The 20811-nt window shown below is 66.2% G+C and carries 23 protein-coding genes and 1 pseudogene; 8 read left to right on the forward strand and 16 right to left on the reverse strand.

What is annotated here, in order from left to right; all coding sequences use genetic code 11:
• Window positions 1–21: 21 nt before the first annotated feature.
• Window positions 22–333, reverse strand: coding sequence for a hypothetical protein (locus tag DPR14_RS16710; protein ID WP_158046166.1), 312 nt, complete (start codon window positions 331–333; stop codon window positions 22–24).
• Between the two features lie 164 nt (window positions 334–497).
• Here DPR14_RS16710 and DPR14_RS16715 point away from each other — a divergent pair, with 164 nt between their 5' ends.
• Window positions 498–1040 (forward strand): hypothetical protein, encoded by a 543-nt coding sequence (locus tag DPR14_RS16715; RefSeq protein WP_158046167.1) that lies wholly within the window; start codon window positions 498–500, stop codon window positions 1038–1040.
• Between the two features lie 77 nt (window positions 1041–1117).
• Here DPR14_RS16715 and DPR14_RS16720 read toward each other — a convergent pair whose 3' ends face one another.
• From DPR14_RS16720 to DPR14_RS16735, 4 genes and pseudogenes are all read right to left on the reverse strand, one after another.
• Window positions 1118–1981 (reverse strand): 3-hydroxyacyl-CoA dehydrogenase family protein, encoded by an 864-nt coding sequence (locus tag DPR14_RS16720; RefSeq protein WP_158046168.1) that lies wholly within the window; start codon window positions 1979–1981, stop codon window positions 1118–1120.
• A gap of 31 nt (window positions 1982–2012) precedes the next feature.
• Window positions 2013–2735 (reverse strand): acyl-CoA dehydrogenase C-terminal domain-containing protein, encoded by a 723-nt coding sequence (locus DPR14_RS27845; protein ID WP_158046169.1) that lies wholly within the window; start codon window positions 2733–2735, stop codon window positions 2013–2015.
• A gap of 359 nt (window positions 2736–3094) precedes the next feature.
• Window positions 3095–3781: pseudogene (locus tag DPR14_RS28310) on the reverse strand (acyl-CoA dehydrogenase family protein); the annotation flags it as partial.
• A gap of 223 nt (window positions 3782–4004) precedes the next feature.
• The gene (locus DPR14_RS16735; protein WP_158046171.1) at window positions 4005–4397 is read right to left on the reverse strand and encodes a hypothetical protein; all 393 of its coding nucleotides are present in this window, start codon (window positions 4395–4397) and stop codon (window positions 4005–4007) included.
• Window positions 4398–4654: 257 nt separating this feature from the next.
• Here DPR14_RS16735 and DPR14_RS16740 point away from each other — a divergent pair, with 257 nt between their 5' ends.
• Window positions 4655–5215, forward strand: coding sequence for a GNAT family N-acetyltransferase (locus DPR14_RS16740; RefSeq protein WP_192498989.1), 561 nt, complete (start codon window positions 4655–4657; stop codon window positions 5213–5215).
• Here the strand turns inward: DPR14_RS16740 and DPR14_RS16745 are convergent.
• Window positions 5187–5654 (reverse strand): response regulator, encoded by a 468-nt coding sequence (locus DPR14_RS16745; RefSeq protein WP_211103794.1) that lies wholly within the window; start codon window positions 5652–5654, stop codon window positions 5187–5189. The genes DPR14_RS16740 and DPR14_RS16745 overlap by 29 nt on opposite strands.
• Window positions 5655–5746: 92 nt before the next feature.
• Between DPR14_RS16745 and DPR14_RS16750 the strand changes: the two genes are divergently transcribed.
• Window positions 5747–6727, forward strand: coding sequence for a sensor histidine kinase (locus tag DPR14_RS16750; RefSeq protein WP_158046173.1), 981 nt, complete (start codon window positions 5747–5749; stop codon window positions 6725–6727).
• A 76-nt stretch (window positions 6728–6803) separates the two neighbouring features.
• Here DPR14_RS16750 and DPR14_RS16755 read toward each other — a convergent pair whose 3' ends face one another.
• The 4 genes from DPR14_RS16755 to DPR14_RS16770 all read right to left on the reverse strand — a co-directional run bounded on the left by DPR14_RS16755 (window position 6804) and on the right by DPR14_RS16770 (window position 11113).
• Complete coding sequence (locus DPR14_RS16755) at window positions 6804–7574, reverse strand: hypothetical protein (RefSeq protein ID WP_158046174.1); 771 nt, start codon at window positions 7572–7574, stop codon at window positions 6804–6806.
• A 99-nt stretch (window positions 7575–7673) separates the two neighbouring features.
• Window positions 7674–8039 carry a DUF350 domain-containing protein gene (locus tag DPR14_RS16760; protein ID WP_246148243.1) on the reverse strand — a complete coding sequence of 122 codons (366 nt, stop codon included), beginning with the start codon at window positions 8037–8039 and terminating at the stop codon, window positions 7674–7676.
• A 38-nt stretch (window positions 8040–8077) separates the two neighbouring features.
• On the reverse strand, window positions 8078–9763 hold the full coding sequence (locus DPR14_RS16765) for a DUF2491 family protein (RefSeq protein WP_158046175.1): 1686 nt from the start codon (window positions 9761–9763) through the stop codon (window positions 8078–8080).
• A gap of 138 nt (window positions 9764–9901) precedes the next feature.
• Complete coding sequence (locus DPR14_RS16770; RefSeq protein WP_343038660.1) at window positions 9902–11113, reverse strand: acyl-CoA dehydrogenase family protein; 1212 nt, start codon at window positions 11111–11113, stop codon at window positions 9902–9904.
• A gap of 151 nt (window positions 11114–11264) precedes the next feature.
• Between DPR14_RS16770 and DPR14_RS28745 the strand changes: the two genes are divergently transcribed.
• Window positions 11265–11960, forward strand: a complete 696-nt coding sequence (locus DPR14_RS28745) for a TetR/AcrR family transcriptional regulator (RefSeq protein WP_158046176.1) — start codon at window positions 11265–11267, stop codon at window positions 11958–11960.
• Here DPR14_RS28745 and surE read toward each other — a convergent pair.
• Window positions 11952–12725 carry a 5'/3'-nucleotidase SurE gene (gene surE / locus DPR14_RS16780; RefSeq protein WP_158046177.1) on the reverse strand — a complete coding sequence of 258 codons (774 nt, stop codon included), beginning with the start codon at window positions 12723–12725 and terminating at the stop codon, window positions 11952–11954. The two genes, DPR14_RS28745 and surE, sit on opposite strands and share 9 nt — an antisense overlap.
• A 170-nt stretch (window positions 12726–12895) precedes the next feature.
• On the opposite strand from surE, the gene DPR14_RS16785 reads away from it, so the two are divergent.
• Both DPR14_RS16785 and DPR14_RS16790 read left to right on the forward strand, forming a co-directional pair.
• Complete coding sequence (locus DPR14_RS16785; protein ID WP_158046178.1) at window positions 12896–13660, forward strand: SDR family NAD(P)-dependent oxidoreductase; 765 nt, start codon at window positions 12896–12898, stop codon at window positions 13658–13660.
• A 15-nt stretch (window positions 13661–13675) separates the two neighbouring features.
• Complete coding sequence (locus DPR14_RS16790) at window positions 13676–14743, forward strand: phosphotransferase (protein ID WP_158046179.1); 1068 nt, start codon at window positions 13676–13678, stop codon at window positions 14741–14743.
• Window positions 14744–14772: 29 nt separating this feature from the next.
• Here the strand turns inward: DPR14_RS16790 and DPR14_RS16795 are convergent, their stop codons facing one another.
• Together DPR14_RS16795 and DPR14_RS16800 are read right to left on the reverse strand one after the other, a co-directional pair.
• A complete protein-coding gene (locus DPR14_RS16795) occupies window positions 14773–15015 on the reverse strand; it encodes a hypothetical protein (RefSeq protein WP_158046180.1) in 243 nt (80 codons plus the stop codon).
• Between the two features lie 116 nt (window positions 15016–15131).
• Window positions 15132–15341: a cold-shock protein gene (locus DPR14_RS16800; RefSeq protein WP_158046181.1), complete on the reverse strand. Its 210-nt coding sequence runs from the start codon at window positions 15339–15341 to the stop codon at window positions 15132–15134.
• A 408-nt stretch (window positions 15342–15749) separates the two neighbouring features.
• Between DPR14_RS16800 and DPR14_RS16805 the strand changes: the two genes are divergently transcribed.
• Window positions 15750–16436, forward strand: a complete 687-nt coding sequence (locus tag DPR14_RS16805) for a LuxR C-terminal-related transcriptional regulator (RefSeq protein WP_158046182.1) — start codon at window positions 15750–15752, stop codon at window positions 16434–16436.
• A gap of 27 nt (window positions 16437–16463) precedes the next feature.
• Here the strand turns inward: DPR14_RS16805 and DPR14_RS16810 are convergent, their stop codons facing one another.
• The 3 genes from DPR14_RS16810 to DPR14_RS16820 form a co-directional block, all read right to left on the reverse strand.
• Window positions 16464–17507, reverse strand: a complete 1044-nt coding sequence (locus DPR14_RS16810) for an NADP-dependent oxidoreductase (RefSeq protein ID WP_158046183.1) — start codon at window positions 17505–17507, stop codon at window positions 16464–16466.
• A 450-nt stretch (window positions 17508–17957) separates the two neighbouring features.
• A complete protein-coding gene (locus tag DPR14_RS16815; RefSeq protein ID WP_246148244.1) occupies window positions 17958–18326 on the reverse strand; it encodes a response regulator in 369 nt (122 codons plus the stop codon).
• A gap of 7 nt (window positions 18327–18333) precedes the next feature.
• A complete protein-coding gene (locus DPR14_RS16820) occupies window positions 18334–20085 on the reverse strand; it encodes a histidine kinase famiy protein (RefSeq protein ID WP_158046184.1) in 1752 nt (583 codons plus the stop codon).
• Window positions 20086–20407: 322 nt separating this feature from the next.
• Here DPR14_RS16820 and DPR14_RS16825 point away from each other — a divergent pair, with 322 nt between their 5' ends.
• The gene (locus tag DPR14_RS16825) at window positions 20408–20797 is read left to right on the forward strand and encodes a DUF983 domain-containing protein (protein WP_158046185.1); all 390 of its coding nucleotides are present in this window, start codon (window positions 20408–20410) and stop codon (window positions 20795–20797) included.
• The last annotated feature ends 14 nt before the right edge of the window (window positions 20798–20811 follow it).

Here is a 20811-nt window from a genome sequence, read left to right on the forward strand (position 1 = left end):
CGTTGATGGCCGCATCCGCTGTCAGGGAAGGCCGCCGATGCCGCCGAGCGTGCCCGCCTTGGTGCCGGTGGAATCGGGATCCTCGTCGTGCCCGTAGGGTTTGCCGTCCGCGTCCAACGTCGGCGAGGCCCCCTGCTCCATCCGGCGCTCCTTGCCCGTCCGCATGGCCTGGTCGGGTTCCGGATTGAGCCCTCCGACCGAAGCCGATTCGCCCTGCTCGTCGGCAAGATGGCGGGCGTCGCGCTCCATGATCACGTCGGTCCGGCTGCGGATGTCCTGCGGACGCTCGCCCACCGGCTTTTCACGCTGTTCGCGGGCTTCACGGTCGTTCATTGCCTAGTCCCCGGCCTGTTGTAATGCCCTTGGACAACAGCCTGGACGCCATACCATTGCGTGGGGACGCGCGGTTCCACCTTGGCTTGTCGCGCCCTATCCGTGGCCGGCATGGAGCGTGTATCATCGCGTTACGGTGATCACGGTACGCGGAGCGACGATCGATGAAATCCCGGATTGCCATGAAGGGCGCCCCGATGCGGGTCGCGGTCGCCGCGCTGACGGCGTTTATCCTGTTCCCGGGTCTTTTCCATGGAACGGCCAATGCCTCGGAGCAAGCCAACGGCCTGACGCTCGATCCGCCCAGCGGCTGGAGCCGGTCCCAGGAGGGGACCAACGTGGTCTACCGGACGGAGACGTGCAGCCTGTCCGTCCTGGCCCCGAGGGCATTGGGCGGCGAACGCCCGGTACCGTTCTTCCAGCAGACCTGGAATTCGGTCAAAGGGCCGCTGCGGGTTCTGCGCGAGCAGCCGCCCACGCAGATGCGGACGGGCGACGGATCGGTTGGCCGCTACGCCTCAGCCGTGGTGGATTCCGGCGCCGACGAGCGCGTCGTCGCCGTGTTCATGGCGAGCGACGCGCGGGACGCCCATTTCATGGTCTTTACAGGGGAGGCGACCGACTGCGAACCCCATCTGCCGCGTGCGGAGGCGGCCATGCGGAGCGTCACGCTGGGCCGGCGCGGCGCGGTTCCGGCACCGATGTAGCCGAACGCGGAATTTGACCGGCGTTGCATTGTCCTCGTCTTCCCCTGCCGACTCGACAAGGCCGCTGCGCGGATCGATCAGCGGCCGTAAGCCTTCCAGCCGCGGCCGGTGCGGCGCCCCTGGTGGCCGGCCGCGACCCGCTGCTTCAGGAGGGGACGCGGCAGGAAGCGCGGGCCGTAGGCGTCGTGCAGGATCTCCTGCACCTGGAGCGTCAGTCCATTGGTCACCAGGTCCATCAGTTCGAACGGGCCGACGGGGTGGCCGAGGCCCAGGCGGCAGGCCTTGTCGATGTCCTCCGGCGTCGCGACCTCCTCCTCGACGAGGCGGACGGCCTCGATCAGGAAGGCATGCAGCACCCGGTTGACGGCGAACCCGGCGACGTCCTTGACCCTGATCGGCTCCTTCGCGGCGGCCCGGCAGATCTCCATCACCCGGTCCAGGACGTCCGGCGCGGTCTCGAAACCGGGGATCACCTCGACGAGCTTCATGCGGCTGACGGGCGAGAAGAAATGGGTGCCGAGGAAGCGGTCCCGCCGCTCCGCCGACAGCGCCGCCGCCAGCGTCGAGATCGGGATGGTCGAGGTGTTGCTGGCGAGCAGGCAGTCCGCTGCGCAGATCGAGTCCAGACGGCGGAAGACCTCTGACTTGACAGAGACATCCTCGAACACCGCCTCGATCACGAACTCGCGATCGGCATATGCGGCGAGGTCCGGCGTGGGCAGCAGGCGGTCGAGCGTCGCCTGCTTGTCCTCCGCCTTGTAGAAGCCCCGCGCGGCGCCCTTGTCCAGTACCTCGCCGAGCCGCGCCATGGCGCGCCCGATCGAAGCCGGGTCGTTGTCGTGGAGCCGCACCTCGTTGCCGGCGAGGGCGAAACTCAGCGCGATCTCCGCGCCCATCATGCCGGCGCCGATGACTCCGATTTTCACGGGTCCGATTTTCATGGGCAGTTCTTCCAGGAAAGTTTGGGTTCGGTCAAAACCAGTCCGGCCGCATGTCGAGCAGCGTCGGATCGAGCGAGAGCAGCACTTCGGCATGGGCCCGGGCGCGCGGCAATTCGTAATGGAAGAAATAGCGGCAGGCCTGGAGCTTGCCCGCCCGGAACGCCGCGTCCGGATGCTCCCGGACCGCCACGGCCTGCCTCAGCCACATCCAGGCGACGACGGCATGGCCGACCAAGTCCAGGTACAGAGAGGCATTGGCGAGCGCGCGGTCGGCCGGCCCCTCGCCCAGCGTCGCGGTGATCCGCTCGATCAGGTCCCAGGTCCGCGCCAGGTCTCCGGCGTGGCCGGCCGTCTCCCCGCCCCCGGCTTGGTCAACGATGGCCCGGACCTCCCGAATCAGCAGCCTGAAGGCGGCACCGCCCTCCATGGTCACCTTGCGGCCGAGCAGGTCCAGTGCCTGGATGCCGTTGGTGCCCTCGTGGATCGGGTTCAGCCGGTTGTCCCGGTAGAATTGCTCGACCGGGTACTCCCGGGTATAGCCGTAGCCGCCATGGACCTGGATCGCGAGGTCGTTGGCTTCCAGGCAGTACTGCGCCGGCCAGGCCTTGACCAGCGGCGTCAGGATGTCGAGCAGCAGCCCCGCCTCGCGCCGGGCGCGTCCGTCCGTGGCGGTGCGCCGCTCGTCGACCAGCCGGGCGGCGTAGAGGCACAGCGCCAGCCCGCCTTCCACATAGGCTTTCTGGGCCAGCAGCATGCGGCGGACGTCGGCGTGCTCGATGATGGGCCGCTGCGGCGCCGAAGGGTCCTTCGCCCCGCCGGGCGCCCCTGGGGACGGTTGCGGGCGTAATCGAGCGCGTGCAGGTAGCCGGTATAACCCAGCATGACGGCGCCGAGCCCGACCGCGATGCGGGCCTCGTTCATCATGTGGAACATGTAGGACAGGCCCTGGTTCGGCTCCCCGACCAGCCAGGCGACGGCGCCTTCCTTCTCCCCGAAGTTCAGCATGGTCGAGGTGGTGCCCCGCCAGCCCATCTTGTGGATCAGGCCGGCCAGCGCCACGTCGTTGCGCCGCCCGAGCGTGCCGTCCGGTTCGACCAGGAACTTGGGCACCAGGAACAGGGAAATGCCCTTGATCCCGGCCGGTGCCCCGCGGACCCGGCCCAGCACCATGTGGACGATGTTCTCCGACAGGTCGTGGTCGCCGCCGGAGATGAAGATCTTGTTGCCGGTCAGCCGCCAGGTGCCGTCGCCGGCGGGCTCCGCCGTGGTCCTGATGTCGGCCAGGGAAGAGCCCGCATGAGGCTCGGTCAGCGCCATGGTGCCGAACCAGCGTCCGGCCAGCATGTTCGGGACGTACCGGTCTTTCTGCTCCTCCGACCCGTGGGCCAGGATCAGGTTGGCCGCCGCCATGGTCAGCATGGGATAGGAGGCGGTCGCCATGTTGGCGGCCTTGAACAGCCCGAAGCCCGCCAAGGCCACCGTATGCGGAAGCTGCATCCCGCCGAGGTCGAAGTCCTGGCCGGCGGCCATCATGCCGGCCTTGGAGAAGGCGTCCAGCGCTTCCCGGACTTCCGGGATCACATGAACCCTGGTGCCGTCGAAACGGGGCTCCTCCAGGTCGGACTTGCGGTTATGCGGGGCGAAGTACCGTTCGGCCAGCCGAAGCGCCGTGTCGATCGAGGCGTCGAAGGTCTCGCGGCTATGCTCGGCGAAGCGCTCGCGCGCGGTCAGGTCCTGGACTCGAAGCACGTCGTACAGCTGAAAATCCAGATCGCGGCGGTCGATCAGAAGACTTGGCATCACGCTGCGGCAAGACCCGGCCGGCGGAGCGCGACCACCGGCCCGGTCCCGTGAGTCGGGGCCAAGCCGGCAGCAACGGAGAGGCCGGAAACCGGCGTCATCTGCGTAACCTCCCTAGAGGGGATTGTTCTTCCTGGATGCCCTGGTATCCGAGCTTGGCGCGACTGTATATTCAAACAAACGTATGAGTCAATCACGCAGGAGGCTCATCGGAGCTGAAATCCTACGGATTCCGCCAAAACGCGGCTCGCTCCTCCAGCTTGGCCCTCAAGTCGTCCCGCGCCCTCTCCATCGCGCCGATGTCGGTCATCTCCATCGCCTCGCGGCAGTCCGCGCAGAATTCGGCGGTTTCCTGGATGGAAAACGAAATGAGGTCGAGCCTGCACAGCGTCAGCCCCAGATGGACCGACAGCAGGTCGAGTTGGTGCTGGAGCGTGCCGGTCCCACCCCGGAACGCGTCGGGATCCTCGGCATGCGGGACCGGCCGGCCTGCGGCGTGCCGGGCGCGCGCGGCGACTGCCTGCTGGAAATCGATGATCCTGGCCGTCCCCATGATCACGCCGCCCTGAAGCCGGTCGCCCGACTCAACAGGGTTCGGCAATCCGTCCTTTGTCATGGCTCCTCCTCGGTGAGCAGGCCAAGGCGCCCGCGCACGCACGAATATTCCGGGATCATCTTTCACTCTGAAACCGCTTGTGCCTGATGAGGAGCAAGCTAGATTTTTCTCCGCAAAACAGTAATCGTGCGAAAGGTTAGAATTCAAATTCTTACGATGACCGGGCGTATAAGGCGGTTACATAGAATGTCATACGGGCAAGCTCGGTCATCTGCCGGTGAGCCATGTTGCCGAGGCTGACGAACGGCCGGCTGGCCATGGATCCGGCGACCAGTGCGGATCTGGACGATCTGCTGAACCTGCTTAACACACCCGGCGTGCGGCGCTATCTTTGCGACGATACCGAAGTGACCCGGGAACACGCCGGAGTGCTGCTGGCAGGGAGCGTTGCAAGCTGGCCCGACGGCCTGGGATTGTGGACGATCCGAACCCATGACGGTGCAAGGCTCGGATATGGGGGCCTTGGCCCCGTTTCATCGACCGCCGCCGCTGCAGCCCCCCGTTTCGCGGGCGCAATCGAACCGGTGATCGCCTTGGCACCGGAACATTGGGGACTCGGCTACGCGACCGAAGCACTCGCGGCGATCGTCACCCATGCATTCGGCACCCTGGCGCTGAAGCGGCTGGTGGCGCTGGTGGACGAACCTAACATCGCGTCCCACCGACTGGTGTCGCGACTTGGATTCGTTCCCGGCATCATGGTCGCCGGGCCGCGGCACCGCTTGAGAACATACATCCTTGCACCGCCCACTTCCGGAAGCGCCGCCCGGAAAGGCGGCATCGCGCCGGTCAGCCGCCCCCGGCCGACGCGCAGTTGAAGGCTTCCGCGATCTGATCCATCCCGAAGGGCTTCACCAGGTACCCGAAGGGCTCGGCGGCGTCGGCACGCAGCCGGGTCAGCGCGTCGGTCTGGGCGCTCATGAAGATGGAGCGGATGCCGGGGTCGCGCCTGATCTCCAGGGCGGCCTGGATCCCGTCGGAGCCCCTGGCAAGGCGGATGTCCATCAGCACGAGATCGGGGCGAAGCCGCCTCGCCGCCTTGACGGCAGCCTGTTCGGTATCGACACTATCGACGACACCATGCCCAAGCTGGAGGACCATGTCCTCGATATGCATGGCGGTGATCGCCTCATCCTCGACGATGAGGACGCGGAGCGCGCGACGGAACCTCTCCACCCCGCCGGCACCCGATTCCGCGGCATAGACCGGTCGGCGCATCGTGCGGTGATTGCAACCGGCGTCGCCCAAGCTCTGCATTCCGGCTTAGCTTTCTTCGCAGTTTGTTGAAAGTCAGGATATCATTGCCGCTTAGCGGGCATGATGTCACACCGATACCAGGGAGTACCAGTATGTCGAAGGCGGACAGGGATGGCGAACACCAGTTCCGCCTGCTTGCCGATAACGCTCCGGTCATGATCTGGCGGTCGGACCTGACCAAGGCATGCGATTACTTCAACAAGCCGTGGCTGGAATTTTCGGGCCGGACCATGGAAGAGGAACTCGGATTCGGCTGGGCCGAGGGTGTCCACCCCGAGGATTACGATCGTTGCGTCCAGATCTACACGACGAGCTTCGACAAGCGCGAGTGCTTCACCATGCCGTACCGGCTCCGGCGGCACGACGGGCAGTATCGCTGGCTGCTGGACAACGGGCGCCCCTACCACGATGCCGACGGCTCGTTCGCCGGCTATTTCGGTTCCTGCATCGACATCACCGACATGAAGCAGGCGCTGGACGACAAGGACGTGCTGCTGCGCGAGGTGCATCACCGGGTGCGCAACAACATGCAGCTGATCTCAAGCCTGCTCGAAATGCAGGCCAGCAACGCCCAGGCGCCGGAAGCCAGGAGCAAGCTGCAGGAGACCGCCTGGCGTGTCCGGTCGATCGCACTGGCGCAGGAGCAGCTTCACGAAGCCGGGAGCTTCTCGAACGTCGATCTGGGAGCCTATGTCCGGTCCCTCATCCTGGCGGTGGCGGACATGCAGGAGCGAATCGCCTTCGAAGTCGATGCCGATCCCATCCCTTTCTCGCTGGACCGGGCGGTGCCCACCGGGCTGATCGTCAACGAGCTGCTGACGAACTCGCTGAAGCATGCATTCCCCGGCGACAAGGCTGGTACCGTCCGGGTCGAGGCGCGTCGGGGAGACGACGGAACGGTGACGATCACAATTTCCGACGACGGCGTCGGGCTGCCCTCGACCGACTTGCCGGATCGGGCGCGGAGCCTGGGCTACCGCCTGGTCAAGCGGCTGGGCATCCAGGCGGGAGCGCAAATCTCGGTGGAGAACGACTGCGGCACCCGCCACCGGATCGTCCTGCCCCCGGCTTGACGCGAGGCGCCATCCGCCGTGGTTCGGTCCCGTCCCTGGAGGGAAAGGCCGATCCACGGCGGATGGTCGCATCGACCTACTTGCGCGCGCGAATCGCCGCCAGCCGGTCCGAGAGGGCGGCCGGGGCCGGCGCTTGGCCGGAGGCGAGGCGAAGGGCCGCCGCGATGTTGGGGTCGTCCTCCTCCGGCTTGGTCGGCTTGAGCAGCTTCGCCTTTGACGCCGCCGCGTCGGCCGACGCCATGTCGCGGGCCGCCGAGTCCTGCATCGCCTTCAGCGCCACGCTGAGGCCGCTGGTGGCGCTCGCCAGCCCGGCGGCCTGCCGGGCGGCCTCGGCGCGGCGCTCGGCCGCATCGCGCTGCTGCTGGGCGCGCGACATGTCCCGCTGGGCGCGGTCGAGTTCGCTGCGGGCGCGCTTCAGCTTGGCACCGGCATCGGCATAGGTCTGCTCCAGCATTTCCAGGAATTCCTGGGCATCCCTGGCCTCGGCCTCCTCGCGCTCGATCTCGGGCGCCATTTCCTCCAGCATGGAGATCATGGTGTTCAAACTTTTTTCGAAAGCGGCCTTGCGGCCCGGATCGGTTTCCGCGGCGACCTGCTTCTCGATCTGCTCGGCGGCGGCAAGGCGCTGCCGCGACAGGGAGTTGATCGCGTCGGCTTCCTTTTTTTCCCGCTCGTAGCTGGCGCGGGCATGGGCGACCTGGAGGCCCAGGTCGTCCAGATGCTGCTCCATGGTGCGCAGTTCAGCCTCGGTCGCGGCCTGCGGGTCCCACCGGACCAGCGCCTCGACGCTGGCCTGGACGGCGCGGTCCGTCTTGACACCGACGAGGTTGCGAATGAACGAGATCATCTAGGGCTCCTTGCCAAATTGGTCGATGCAGATTTGGGCATCATCCTGCCATCGCGCCAGCGTTCAACAGGCCGATTCCGATCTGAATTCCCGCCAGGGTCAAGGCCGCCGCCACATTCCCCCCTCGATCATCGGCCGCATGTCGCGGAACAGCAGGGTCGCGATGCCGAAGGCGGCGAGCTGGAGCACCAGGGCGATCAGGCCCCAGATAACGATGTCGAGCAGGAACAGGCTGGTGACGAGCGTGGCGCCCAGCGGTATGGCGAAGGCTATGATGGTGCCGCCATAGACGATGCCGGCGGCGATGTTGCCGCCGCGGACGAGGTGCCGCTCGTTGAACGGGGTTATCGCGGTGTAGCAGGCGACGCCGAGCGCCAGCAGCAGCAGGGTCACCACGAAGTGCAGCAGCAGGACGGGCAGGCCCTGGCCAAGGCTGGTGAGGACGGTGCCGAAATCGGTTTCCATGGGGTGTCCGTGCTTCTTGGATGGCGGGTCGGGCCGGCTCAGGCGAGCGAGAGCATGGCGGGATTGATGTCGATGCCGGCGTGGATTTCCACCCAGGCCTGGCTGCCCTCCTCCACGGCCGACACCATGATGTATTCGGTCGGCGGCGCCGGATCGGCGGCCCCGGTCGGGGCGGCGTAGAGCATGGTGTTGACCGTCCTGACGGTCATGCCGTTGGCGTCGGTGCCGTTCTCGTACTGGGTGTGTGGCGGAATGCGCGACGGCCCGGGCGCCCAAAGGCGCGGATAGACCTTGCCGTCCTTGGTCTGGAACTCCGGCCAGCCGATCATGCCTTCGCGCCTGTCCAGCCAGAAACCCCACTCCTCCTCGCTGCCCGGCTGGACTTCGTCCATCAGGGAGAAGAAGCGGCATTCGTCGGGCTGCCCCGCGGTGTTCAGGTGAATCTGGAAAAATCCCTTCTCCTCCGGCAGGTAGAGCCGGTGAAGCGTGGCGGCGCCGTCGCCGATGGTGGAGACCATGGCGACGCTGACCAGCATGTTGGAGCCGGAGACCTCGCTGGGCGCCGCGACCTTGGTCGTGCCTCCGGTCAGGATGAAGGGCGTCGGGTCCAGGGTCAGCGTCATGCCCACCCGGAAGAGCGACGGCTTGTAGGTTTCGCCGGACATTTTCTGACGCAGGATATTGCCCGCGGTCCTCAGATTGCTCATGGAGCCACTCCCTCCGGAACGGGCGGGCCGCGCGCCCTTTTGTTTTCGCCACAGCCAAACCAGGAAAATCACGCCTCCGCCGACCAGCACGATCGCGACGAGGCCGAACTCGCCGAAATCGCCCGAATCGCCCGACGTGTCGGCGGTCTCGGCCAGCGCGACCTCTCGCGGGGTGTCGGGCGGCAGGTATTCGGGATCGCGGGGTTCACCCTGCTGGGCGTTCAGGGACTGGTCGAGCGAGTTCAGTTTCGTCCGCAGATCGGCATTGTCGGCGGCGAGGCGGTCGGCCTCGGCCCGCCACTGCTGGTAACCCGGATCGTTCTGATGATTGTGGAAGAAGGCGGCGTAGCCGGGGCGGGTCAGGTTGTCGAGCAGGAACCACAGGAACAGTCCGTCCCAGATACCGAACCGGGACGCCGACCGGGCCGCGTAACCGGGCACCGACCAGCCGCGCGCCCCGCCCCAGCCGCCGAAGCCGCCGCCCGGATAACCACGGCCGAACGAGCCGCCGTAACCTCCCCCGCCATAGCTTCCGCCGGTGCCGGAGCCCCAGCCCCAGCCGGAGCCGCCGCTGCGGCGTTGTCCGCCGTACTGGGTACCGTAATCCGGCCTGGGCGCGGGCTGGCCGGCCGCCGACGGGGGCTGCTGCTGCTCGCGGTAGCGGCTGAGCGCATCGCCGCCGGACTGGCGCGACATGGCGCGGTCGCCCGCGGACGGCGCGCCCGAGCCGAAGATGCCGCCGCCCGACGTGGACGGCCGGGAATAGCCGCCGCTGGCCGACGGCGTCCTGCTCGACCGGCTTGTGGTCCCGAACGACGGCGTGCGCGAATAGCTGCTGCTCGGACGGGAATAGCCGCCCGACGACCGTGAACCGCCCGACCTTGGGCGTGCTTCCGCCTGGTCCACGCCCATGGAGACTTCGACGCGGCCGCCCGACGGCCAGCGTTCCAGCGCCGGGGCGCCGGTCAGGACCAGCGCGGCGCCGAGCGCCACCACCTTGAGCCATCGCCAAGTCATCTGCAGGAGCCGATCCTTCCCAGAATTCGGTGCCGCCGGAACACGACACGGAACCGTCAACACGTCGGGAAGCGTTTTATCCCCTCCGCAGTCCGGGCGGGAAGCCCCTTTATCGACGACGAGTTGGGTTGGTCCGGCTCAGCGGTGCTTCGCCAGCTCCAGCCGGGCCACGGATTCCAGGTGAACCTCGTCGGGACCATCCGCCAGCCTGAGGGTCCGGGCCGAGGCCCAGGCGTAAGCGAGATGGAAATCCTGGCAGACCCCCGCGCCGCCATGGACCTGGATCGCCCGGTCGATGACCGCCAATGCGACATTCGGCGCAACCACCTTGATCATCGCGATCAGCCCGCGAGCCGCCTTGTTGCCGACCGTATCCATCTGGCGCGCCGCTTCCATGACCAGAAGGCGGGCCTGATCGATCTCGATTCGCGACCGGGCGACCTCCTGCCGCAGGGCACCCTGCAGGGCCAGCGGCTTGCCGAAGGCGACGCGGGCGTGCGCGCGGGCGCACATGGCTTCCAGCGCCCGCTCGGCCTGGCCGATCAGGCGCATGCAATGGTGGATACGGCCCGGCCCGAGCCGCCCCTGCGCGATCTCGAAGCCCCTGCCTTCCCCGAGCAGGATGTTCGAGGCGGGGACCCGGACATCGGTGTAGGTCACCTCGGCATGGCCGTGCGGGGCGTCGTCGTAGCCGAACACGGTCAGCGGCCGGACCACTTCCACGCCGGGCGTGTCGAACGGCACCAGGATCATGGACTGCTGCTGGTGTTTCGGCGCGGACGGGTCGGTCTTGCCCATCAGGATCGCGATCCTGCAGCGCGGGTCGTTGGCGCCCGAAGACCACCATTTGCGCCCGTTGACGACGTAGTGGTCGCCGTCGCGCTCGATCCGGCACTCGATGTTGGTGGCGTCGGACGACGCGACGTCCGGCTCGGTCATGGCGAAGCAGGAGCGGATCTCGCCGGCCAGAAGCGGTTTCAGCCAGCGCTCCTTCTGCTCCGGGGTCCCGTAGCGGACCAGGACTTCCATGTTGCCGGTGTCCGGGGCGGAGCAGTTGAAAATCTCCGGTGCCATGAAGGACCGGCCCATGATCTCGCACAGCGGCGCGTAGACGCTGTTGGACAGCCCGGCGCCCAATTCGCTTTCGGGCAGGAACAGATTCCAGAGCCCCTCCTCCCGCGCCTTCGCCTTCAGTTCCTCGACGATCGGCGGCGCCTGCCAGCGGTCGGCCTGGGCGGCGTGCTGCTCGTGCCAGACCCTCTCGTTGGGGTAGATGTGCCGGTCCATGAAGGCGAGCAGCCTGTCGCGCAGGCTGGAGGCGTCGGAGGCGGTCTGGATGCTGGCGGACACGGCGTTTTCTCCCCTAGCTGATCAATTCATTCAAACGATCGTTTCAATCACGCACGATAAAACCTCTCCCGGCCCTTTGTCCATTGGCTTGTGATGGCCCATCGGCATTGATTGAAGCGAACGTATGAAATAACATTGAAACGTCGTTTGAATGCGGGACGGGATCATGCGCGGTTCGGAGACCAAGGAGATCATCCTGGACACGGCGGAGCGGCTTTTCGCCGAGCGGAGCTTCGCCAGCGTGTCCCTGCGGGAGATCACGGCCGCCGCGGGCGTCAACCTGGCCGCGGTGAACTACCATTTCGGCTCCAAGGACGCCCTGCTGCTCTCTGTGTTCAAGCGGCGCGCCGCCGACCTGAACCGGGAGCGGGTGGCGCTGCTGAGGGACGCGGAGGCGCGCGCCGCCGGCGGACCGGTGCCGCTGCGCGAGATCCTGCACGCGCTGCTCTGCCCGCCGATCCGCTGGACCCAGAATCCCAGCGGCGGGCTGTCGGTCTTCATCCAGTTCATGGCGCGGGTGCGCACCGACGGCACGCCGGAGATGCGCAGCCTGATGGACAAGGACGTCGGGCACCTGCAGCGGTTCGTGGTGCCGCTCGGCCGGGCCCTGCCCCACCTGCCGCAGGAGGAGATCTACTGGCGCCTGCACTTCACGCTGGCGCTCATGCACTACACCATCACCGACCTGGGCCGGCTGGAAGCCATCTCCGGCGGCGTGTGCGACCTGGAGGATACCGACGCGCTGATCGAGCGGATGATCGACTTCGCGGTGGCCGGGTTCCAGGGTCCCCATGCCGCCGCGACCGCCAGAGCGGCGGTGCCGGAGACGGCCTCGGCGTCAGGATAACGCCTGGCGCAGATCGGCCATGGCATCCAGGTCGGTGCGGTCGAACTTCAGCGGGGTGACCGCGACCGAGCCCCGCTTGAGTGCCGCGACGTCGGTGTCCGGAGCCAGTTCGCGGCGCTCGCGCAGGAATCGCAACCAGTAGTAGGCCTTCTCGCGGGTGTCCTCCCGCTGTTCGATGCCGATATGCAGGATGCCGCCCTCGCCCTGGCGGACCGCCTCCATCGCGGTGACCTGCTCCGGCGGAATGTCGGGGAAGTTCACGTTGTAGCACAGGTTGCCCGACCATCCGCCCACCGTCAGGGTCCGGATCACCTTCGGCGCCCAATGGGCCGCCGTCTGCCAGGGCACGGAGTTGCGGGTGCGGTAGGACTGGCTCAGCGCGATCCCGCGGATGCCCAGGAACAGGGCAGTCATGGCGCCCGCGACCGTGCCGGAATAGGCCACGTCGTCGCCCAGGTTGGCGCCCGCGTTGATGCCGGACAGCACGAGGTCGGGGCGCTGGTCCCCCATCAGGTGCTGCACGCCCATCAGGATGCAGTCAGCCGGCGTGCCATTGACGCTGTAGCGCCGGTGCCCGCGCTCGCGGACGCGGATCGGCTGGTGCAGGCTGATCGAGTTGGCCGTGCCGCTCTGGTCGGTTTCCGGCGCCACCACCCAGACTTCATGCGCCAGCGTCGCCGCGACCTCTTCCAGGATGTCCAGGCCCGGCTCGCCGATGCCGTCATCGTTGGTCAGCAGCACGCGGTTGAACGGACGGTCCGTCATATCGGTTTCTCCTTGGGTCCACGGATGGAGCCTGCTCGACAGGCCCCGTCCCATGGCGTAGATTTAGAACAAACGTTTGAGTGAATCCATGGGCTTGACCAGCGGGTCACTCGAGGCAGGGCACCATGGCACGGGCTCCGCCCCGAAAACAGCAAACCGAGAGGAAGCGCATGTTCGACTTGACGGGCAAGGTCGCCCTGATCACCGGCTCCAGCCGCGGGATCGGCCGGTCGACCGCGGAGTGCATGGCGCGGGCCGGCGCCAGGGTGGTGATTTCCAGCCGAAAGGCGGACGCCTGCGCCGCCGTTGCCGAAGTACTGGTGCGTGCCGGCCACGAGGCGATATCGGTGCCGTGCAACATCTCCCGCAAGGAGGATCTTCGCGCCCTGGTAGACACCACCCTTGAAACCTGGGGACGGATCGACGTGCTGGTCTGCAACGCCGCGACCAACCCGGTCTACGGCCCGTCGATCGAAGTCAGCGACGAGGCGTTCGACAAGATCCTGGGCACCAATGTCCGAAGCACCTTCTGGCTGTGCAACATGGTCCTGCCCCATATGGCCGAGCGGGGCGACGGATCGATCGTCCTGCTGTCCAGCATCACCGCCCTGACCGGCAATCCGGTGATCGGCATCTACGGCGTCTCCAAGGCGGCGGAGGCTCAGCTCGCCCGCAACCTGGCGGTCGAATGGGGGCCGCGCGGCATCCGGGTCAACTGCATCGCGCCGGGCTTGGTGAAGACCGACTTCGCGCGGGCCCTGTGGGAGAACCCAGACCTGCTGAAGCGCGTCGAGGAACGCACGCCCTTGCGCCGGATCGGCGACCCGGACGATATTGGCGGCATCGCCACCTTCCTGGCGTCGCGCGCCGCGCGATTCGTCACCGGGCAGGTCATCGTCGCGGACGGCGGCGCCACGGTTTCCGACCCGCTCTGACATCCGGAGAAAGCCATGACGACCAATTCCCATGCCGGAGAGGCCGACACCGGGGCGGTGCGAGACGTCCACCGGTTCGACGAGAACGCCCTGGTCGCCTATCTGACCGCGACCCTGGCGGGGTTTCGGGGGCCGGCGGCCATAAAGCAGTTCAAGGGCGGCCAGTCCAATCCGACCTTCCTGATCGATACGCCGGACCGGCGCTATGTCCTGCGCAAGAAGCCGCCGGGCACGCTGTTGCCGTCCGCCCACTTGATCGAACGCGAATACAAGGTGATGGTCGGCCTCAAGGGCACCGGCTTTCCGGTGGCGACCCCGCACCTGCTGTGCGAGGACACCTCAATCATCGGAACCGCGTTCTACGTGATGGATTTCGTCGAGGGCCGCATCTTCTGGGACCCTGCCCTGCCCGGAATATCGGCGCACGAGCGCGCCGGCATCTTCGACGCCATGAACGACACGCTGGCCCGGCTCCACACCGTGGACTGGCGCGCCGCGGGGCTGGCGGACTACGGCAAGCCGGACAACTATATCGGCCGGCAGATCGACCGCTGGACGCGCCAGTATCAGGCGGCCCGGACGGAGCCGATGCCCGCCATGGACCGGCTGATCGAGTGGCTGCCCGCGAACCGGCCGCCCGGAGACGAGACGGCGATCGCCCACGGGGATTTCCGGATCGACAACATGATCTTCCATCCGACCGAGCCGCGCGTCCTGGCCGTTCTGGACTGGGAGCTCTCCACGCTCGGCCATCCCCTGGCCGACCTCGCCTACAACTGCATGATCTGGCACCTGCCGACTGGGCAGAAGGCCTTGACCGGCCTGGGCGGACTCGATCTGCCGGCACTCGGCCTGCCGACCGAGGACGAGTATGTCGCGGCCTATGCAAGGCGGACGGGGCGTTCCGGGATCGACGGCTGGCGCTTCTACATGGCGTTCGGGCTGTTCAGGATCGCCGCGATCACCGAAGGGGTTCGCGCCCGGGCGCTTCAGGGAAACGCGAGTTCGGCCGACGCCAATGCGGTCGGCGGCATGGCACCGCTGCTTGCGGAACTGGGATGGCAGCAGGCCCAGCTGGCCTGAACAACGCGTTCAAGCCGGGCGTGCGGACCTTAGTCGGCCGCCTTGGCCTTGGCGCGCTTGCGGACGGGTGTGGGACGCGCCGCGTCCGACGCCTTCTTGGCGGCCTGCTTGGCCAGTCGGCGGGAAGCGAGTTCCTGCTCGAGCGCCGGCATCAGTGCCGTCGCCGCTTTCTTCTGCGCCGTCGTCCCGCTCTGTATCAGGCGCGAGGCGTTGCCGTTCAACGTATCGAGGGCGCTGTCCGTCATGTCGGGAAGCTTTGCGGCAAGATCCACGATTGTGACCTCCCTTGTTCAGGGTCGCCTTCAGGAACCGGACGGGGCCGGTTCACCTAGAAGGAGACCGGGCCAAAAAACAAAACGGGCGGCCGAGGCCGCCCGTTCCGTACCAGTCAGAGAGCCCGCAGGCTTTCCGCCGAGCTTTTGCCGCGACGCGGGTCGCGGACGATCTCATAGGAAAGCTTCTGGCCTTCCTGGAGATTGCCGAGGCCGGCACGCTCGACGGCAGAGATGTGGACGAACACGTCCTGGGTGCCATCGTCCGGCTGGATGAAGCCGAAGCCCTTGGTGCTATTGAACCATTTCACGGTGCCAGTGGACATATGTCTCTCCCAAGCTGGCGTTGCCCCGCGCAATATCGCGGATGGGGCATCGAGGTGACTGAGGGTAGACCAGTACCGGCACGAGGGACGGTAGACGTGGAAGACCAGAACAGCATCGACAGCCCTAATGTGGGACTACCCGCCACCATAAGCAAGACGCGATTTCACCGGAAGCACCAGCCGAAGGACTTAATCTCCGCAGCAGGTTGCGCAAAAGATCGGGAAGAATTAGGGCGCGCCCCTCACCGAAAGAGAACGGACTGGCTCTTCTCAAGAAATCGATCTTTATGTGTTAACCCATAAAGACACTAACCCCAAATAGGCGGCGAAAAGGCCTTATTTTTCCACTTTCATCCTGTCGTCTTGAGGTAAGTTGGGATGGTTTAATTTATACCTCTGAGGAACCCAATGCCTCCTGTACAGGTCCTTTTGATCGACCATAACAAGCTGTTCCGCGAAGGCCTGAAGCTCCTTCTGAGCGGGGAGAAGTTCGAAATCTCCGGCGAAGCTCAGAACGTTGCTGAGGGCGTCTCCCTGGTACAGGGCGGGTTGAAGGTCGAGCTCGTGCTGCTCGACATGACCTGGAACAGCGACACGGAAACCGAAACCCTGCGGACCCTGCGCGACCTGCTGCCCGACGGCCGGATCGTGCTTCTGGCGGCCGACATGGACCCGCAGCGGCTGATCTCTGCCCTTGCCGCGGGTGCCGACGGCTGCCTGATGAAGGATCTTTCGGCCGATGCCCTGATCCAGTCGCTCCGCCTCGTCATGATGGGCGAGAAAGTGTTCCCGACCCATCTGGCGGCCCTGCTGATCAGCGGCCGGATCAACACCAGTACCATGGACATGCCGAGCGCCCGCAAGGGCCTGTCCCAGCGTGAAGTTCAGATCGTCCGCTGCCTGCTGAACGGCGACAGCAACAAGGTGGTCGCGAACCACCTGAACATCACGGAAGCGACCGTCAAGGTCCACCTGAAGAGCCTGCTGCGCAAGATCAACGCGACCAACCGGACTCAGGCCGCGATCTGGGCGCTCAACAACGGCTTCGCCAGCGAGCCGGCCCAGCAGCAGCAACCCACGAGCAAGGTGGGCTGAGCGTCTGGCCGCTCAGCCCCGCTGGTCTCAGTCCTGGCTGATCCGGACCAACTGCTTGCCGCGGTTGGCTCCGGCCAGCATCCCGATGAAGGCCCGGGGCGCCGCCTCGATGCCTTCGGCCACGTCTTCCTTATAGGTGACGCGGCCTTCGCGCAGCCATCCGGCCATGGTGTGACGGAACTCCTCGGTCCTGTGGGCATGGTCGAAGACCAGGAAGCCCTCCATCCGGGCCCGCTTGACCAGAAGCTGACGCATCCAGCGGATGCCCATGTCGCGCTTCTCCAGCTCGTTGTAGACCGAGATGGTCCCGCAGACGATGATCCGGCCGTGCAGGGCGATGTTCGCCATGGCGGCGTCGTGGACGGTTCCCCCGACATTGTCGAAATACACGTTCACGCCCTCGGGGCAGCAGTCGGCCACCTCCCGCGACAGCGTTTCGAAGTCCTTGGCCTTGCCGCCGGATTCCTTGTAGTTGAGCGCGGCGTCGAAGCCGAGTTGGTCGCGGACATAGGCGAGCTTGTCATCCGACCCGGCGATGCCGACCACCCGGCAGCCGCGGATCCTGGCGATCTGGCCGACCACCTGGCCGACCGCGCCCGAGGCCGCCGATACCAGGACGGTCTGCCCCGGCTGAGGCTCGCCCAGGTACAGCAGCGCGCAATAGGCGGTCATTCCCGGCATGCCGAGCACGCCCAGGTAATAGGAGGCAGGCGCCAGGCCCGGATCGACACGGGTGATCCGCTCGCCAGGAAGCAAGCCGTATTCCTGCCATCCCGTGTTGGCCAGCACCGTGTCGCCGGGACGCCAGGCGGGATGCCGCGATGCGACGACTCGCCCGACCGCTTCGCCTGTCATGACGCCGCCGACCTGGACCGGTTCGGCGTAGGATTTCATGGCGCTCATCCGGCCCCGCATGTAGGGGTCGAGCGACAGGAAGCTGTTGCGGATCAGCACCTCGCCCTCGGCCGGATCGGTGAGCGGCACCTGTTCGATCCGGAAATCGTTCTCGACCGGAGCCCGATTCACCGGCCGCTCCGCGAGCACTACGCGCGTATTCTTACCCTCGGGCATGTGGCCTCGACTCCCTCGACGCTTTCTTGATGCGCTTTCGAACGAACGCGCTCTTTGTTGACGCAATGCCGCCCCCGTACCGGGACCGGAAAGTCCGGCCAGATCGTCCTGGTGTATCGTCCTGGTGTCATGGGGGCATGATGCGGAGGGCAGACTAGCGCCTGCCTGCCGGAGGAACAAGCCTCGCCGCCCCGGGCTACCGCTGCCCGCGTCCAGCGAGAAAAGTGAATTCGGGCGGGAAAAGAAAAAGGGCCGCCCGGAGGCGGCCTGAGTCTAGGGAGGAAACGCCCAAGAGAGGCGTTGCAGCATCGCTGCTGCACTGCGGGAAATAGTCTCGAAGCGAATTGGTTTCAATCAGAAAAGCAAGGCGCGTATCAGCTTTTCCGAATATGCGCATCGCGGCGCCCCGGCCATCGGGACTTACCCCCGCATCCCTCCCGTGGATCGCGTTCAGAAGTCCCGAACGGTGCCGCTATCGGCGAGTAGTTGGGTCAGCCGGGCCGTCAGGGCGCGGGGGCTGACCGGCTTCGCCAGCAGAACGGTCAGCGGCGCGCCCAATTGAACCTCGCCGGCGTACCCCGTCACGACCACCGCCGGCAGGTCCGGGCGTCGTTCGCGCAGGCGATCCAGCAGTTCGCGGCCCCCCATGCGCGGCATCGCCAGATCCGTGACCAAGGCTTCGGCCGGATCTCTGGCATCCGCCTCCAGAGCCTCGATGCCGTCGCGCGCCACGGTGACCCGATGTCCATCTTCTTCCAATGCGTCCTGAAACATCAGCGCGATCAAAGCCTCATCCTCGGCCAAAAGCACATGCGCCACGTCGGCTTCACCCCTCGTGCTGAAAATTATCCGCGTCGTTCGGTCGGGCGGTTTCCCCGTCGCCAAGGGCGGCACGGACCCGCTCGGCCAGATCGCTGCGCCGGTACGGCTTGTTCAGGATGTCCATGCCCGACCAATCCGAGCCCGGCGCCGTCGCTTCGTCGGTGTATCCCGTGGTGAGCAGGACGGGCAGGCCGGGAAAGCGGTCCCGCACCTGCCGGGCCAGCACCATCCCGTTCATCCCTCCGGGCATGACCAGATCGGTGAACAGCAGGTCGATGGAATCGCGATCGTCCAGGAGATCAAGCGCCTCCTCGCCGCTCCGGGCGGAGAGGACGCGATAGCCCAGGCCGCGCAGATGGGTTTCGGCCACATGGCAGACGTCGTCGTTGTCCTCGACCACGAGGATGGTCCTGACCGGGCCGGGGCCGGACTTGCCGTCCGCCCGTTCGATTCCGCCGATGTCCTCGGGTTCGGGAGCGGGCGCGCGCGTGGTCTCCACGGGAAAGATCATCCGGACGGTGGTTCCCTCGCCCGGCCGGCTCTCGATCTCCAGGCGCCCATGGGACTGCTGGACGAAACCATGGACCATGGCGAGACCCAACCCGGTACCCGGCGACTTGGTCGTGAAGAAGGGCTCGGTCGCGCGCTGGGCCATCTCCGGCGGCATACCAAGACCGTCGTCGGTCACGCACAGAACCACGTAACTTCCCGGCGGAAGCTGGTGGGCGGCGGCCTTCCCGTTCACTGTCCGGGTCGCGGTCGCGACGGTCACCCTCCCGCCCTCCGGCATCGCGTCGCGTGCGTTGATCAGCACGTTGAGCAACGCCATTTCCAAATGTACCGGATCGAGCGTGCTGGACGGCAGCCCCGGCTTGAGATCGAGACGCAGGTCGACCTTGTCGCCGATCGTCCGGACCAGCATCTCGCTAAACTCGACCACGAGTCTATTGAGGTTCACCCGGCGCGGTTCCAGCCGCTGCTTCCGTGCGAAGGTCAGCAGTTGCTGGGTCAGCTTCGCCCCCTGCCCGGCCGCGCGGTCGGCGCGGACGATCGCGCGGCGCAACGCCTCGTCGTTCCCGGACCTGGAAGCGGCGATCTCCAGGTTGCCGGAAATCACCTGCAGCAGATTGTTGAAATCATGGGCCAGGCCGGCGGTGAGCTGACCGATGGCTTCCATCTTCTGCGCCTGACGGAACGCCTGCTCCGACGTGCGCCGGCGGGTCACGTCCATCTGAGACGCGAAGAAGTAAAGCAGCTTTCCGTCCTGATCGAAGATCGGGCCGATGAAAAGTGCGTTCCAAAACGGGGTGCCGTCGCGCCGGTAGTTCAGGATATCCACCGCGACCGCCCGCTGTTCAGCCACCGCCGTGCGGATCTCGTCCACCGTCTCGGGGTCCGTCTGGGGACCCTGGAGGAACCGGCAGTTCCGCCCCAGCACCTCGCTCTCGTCGTACTGGCTCAATTCGAAGAAGGCGAGGTTGGAGAAAACGATCGGATTGTCCGGCTGGTTCGGGTCGGTGACCAGCATCGGCATGCGCGTCATTTCCACGGCGGCGAAGAACACGCTGCTGCGGTCCTCCAGGCCGGGTCGGGTGATATAGCCCTCTTCCCAATGACGGGCGCCCGGTGTTCCCGTGGGGGAATAGACGTGGCGGCTGTCCAGATCCCTGGTGGCGGGCAGGCCGGCGCTTTGTCCGCCGCCCTCGACATCGAGCGATCTTTCATCGCCTGTCCTGTTGTTCTTCCCACCAGTCATGAATCGCCGTCCGTCCCGAGCCGTAAAACACACTAGACACCATCGCGACCTTGAACCGGGGTCGCTTAGCAGGAGCAAGTTCCTTGGGAAAGCCGCACCTGAACAGAGTCACTCCAATACGGCCTGACGGAGCTAAACGCCGGATCGAAGGGGTTGTTCCAGTCGTATGCGCCGAATTTCTACCCTCAATGCGCCGCACCGCCCTGGAAACGGTACGACCGGGAACCGGGCGCGCATAATCAACGCTGACATTCACCCTTGTGTGGATGTCATGTATGCATACACTAATCGCGCAAACCATCCATATAAGTGGTACACCGCCATGGAACCCTACAGCGAGCCTCTCGGAAAAAGTTCTCTGGAACTCGGTGCGAGAGGGCTCTGTCCCCGATGCGGCAAGGGCCATATCTTCAAGGGCTTCCTGACGTTGGCGAAGCAGTGCGAGGTCTGCGGGCTAGACTATTCCTTCGCCGATCCGGCGGACGGCCCGGCCTTCTTCGCCATGTCGATCGTCAGCTTTCCTCTCGTCGGCTTTGCCGCCTGGCTGGAACTGGCCTTCCAGGCTCCGATCTGGGTCCATCTCATCACGACCTTGCCGCTGCTGGTGCTGTCCTGCATGGCCTTGCTCCGGCCCTTGAAGGGATGGCTGGTCTGTTCGCAATACATCAACAAGGCGAGCGAAGGTCGCTTGACCCCGCGCGACAAGCCCTGACAAATGCTGGAGAC

Source organism: Skermanella pratensis (assembly GCF_008843145.1).
Classification (GTDB): Bacteria; Pseudomonadota; Alphaproteobacteria; order Azospirillales; family Azospirillaceae; genus Skermanella; species Skermanella pratensis.

Coding starts and splice junctions, on each gene's coding strand:
- DPR14_RS27845 (WP_158046169.1), bottom strand. CDS start 2,735: ATGCTGCTGGCCCAGAAAGCCTATGTGGAAGGCGGGCTGGCGCTGTGC.
- DPR14_RS16720 (WP_158046168.1), bottom strand. CDS start 1,981: ATGAAAATCGGACCCGTGAAAATCGGAGTCATCGGCGCCGGCATGATG.
- DPR14_RS16710 (WP_158046166.1), bottom strand. CDS start 333: ATGAACGACCGTGAAGCCCGCGAACAGCGTGAAAAGCCGGTGGGCGAG.
- DPR14_RS16750 (WP_158046173.1), top strand. CDS start 5,747: ATGTCGAAGGCGGACAGGGATGGCGAACACCAGTTCCGCCTGCTTGCC.
- DPR14_RS16765 (WP_158046175.1), bottom strand. CDS start 9,763: ATGACTTGGCGATGGCTCAAGGTGGTGGCGCTCGGCGCCGCGCTGGTC.
- DPR14_RS16715 (WP_158046167.1), top strand. CDS start 498: ATGAAATCCCGGATTGCCATGAAGGGCGCCCCGATGCGGGTCGCGGTC.
- DPR14_RS16790 (WP_158046179.1), top strand. CDS start 13,676: ATGACGACCAATTCCCATGCCGGAGAGGCCGACACCGGGGCGGTGCGA.
- DPR14_RS16740 (WP_192498989.1), top strand. CDS start 4,655: ATGGATCCGGCGACCAGTGCGGATCTGGACGATCTGCTGAACCTGCTT.
- DPR14_RS16745 (WP_211103794.1), bottom strand. CDS start 5,654: ATGCAGAGCTTGGGCGACGCCGGTTGCAATCACCGCACGATGCGCCGA.
- DPR14_RS16755 (WP_158046174.1), bottom strand. CDS start 7,574: ATGATCTCGTTCATTCGCAACCTCGTCGGTGTCAAGACGGACCGCGCC.
- DPR14_RS16800 (WP_158046181.1), bottom strand. CDS start 15,341: ATGTCCACTGGCACCGTGAAATGGTTCAATAGCACCAAGGGCTTCGGC.
- DPR14_RS16820 (WP_158046184.1), bottom strand. CDS start 20,085: ATGACTGGTGGGAAGAACAACAGGACAGGCGATGAAAGATCGCTCGAT.
- DPR14_RS28745 (WP_158046176.1), top strand. CDS start 11,265: ATGCGGGACGGGATCATGCGCGGTTCGGAGACCAAGGAGATCATCCTG.
- DPR14_RS16805 (WP_158046182.1), top strand. CDS start 15,750: ATGCCTCCTGTACAGGTCCTTTTGATCGACCATAACAAGCTGTTCCGC.
- DPR14_RS16760 (WP_246148243.1), bottom strand. CDS start 8,039: ATGGAAACCGATTTCGGCACCGTCCTCACCAGCCTTGGCCAGGGCCTG.
- DPR14_RS16785 (WP_158046178.1), top strand. CDS start 12,896: ATGTTCGACTTGACGGGCAAGGTCGCCCTGATCACCGGCTCCAGCCGC.
- DPR14_RS16735 (WP_158046171.1), bottom strand. CDS start 4,397: ATGACAAAGGACGGATTGCCGAACCCTGTTGAGTCGGGCGACCGGCTT.
- surE (WP_158046177.1), bottom strand. CDS start 12,725: ATGACGGACCGTCCGTTCAACCGCGTGCTGCTGACCAACGATGACGGC.
- DPR14_RS16825 (WP_158046185.1), top strand. CDS start 20,408: ATGGAACCCTACAGCGAGCCTCTCGGAAAAAGTTCTCTGGAACTCGGT.
- DPR14_RS16810 (WP_158046183.1), bottom strand. CDS start 17,507: ATGCCCGAGGGTAAGAATACGCGCGTAGTGCTCGCGGAGCGGCCGGTG.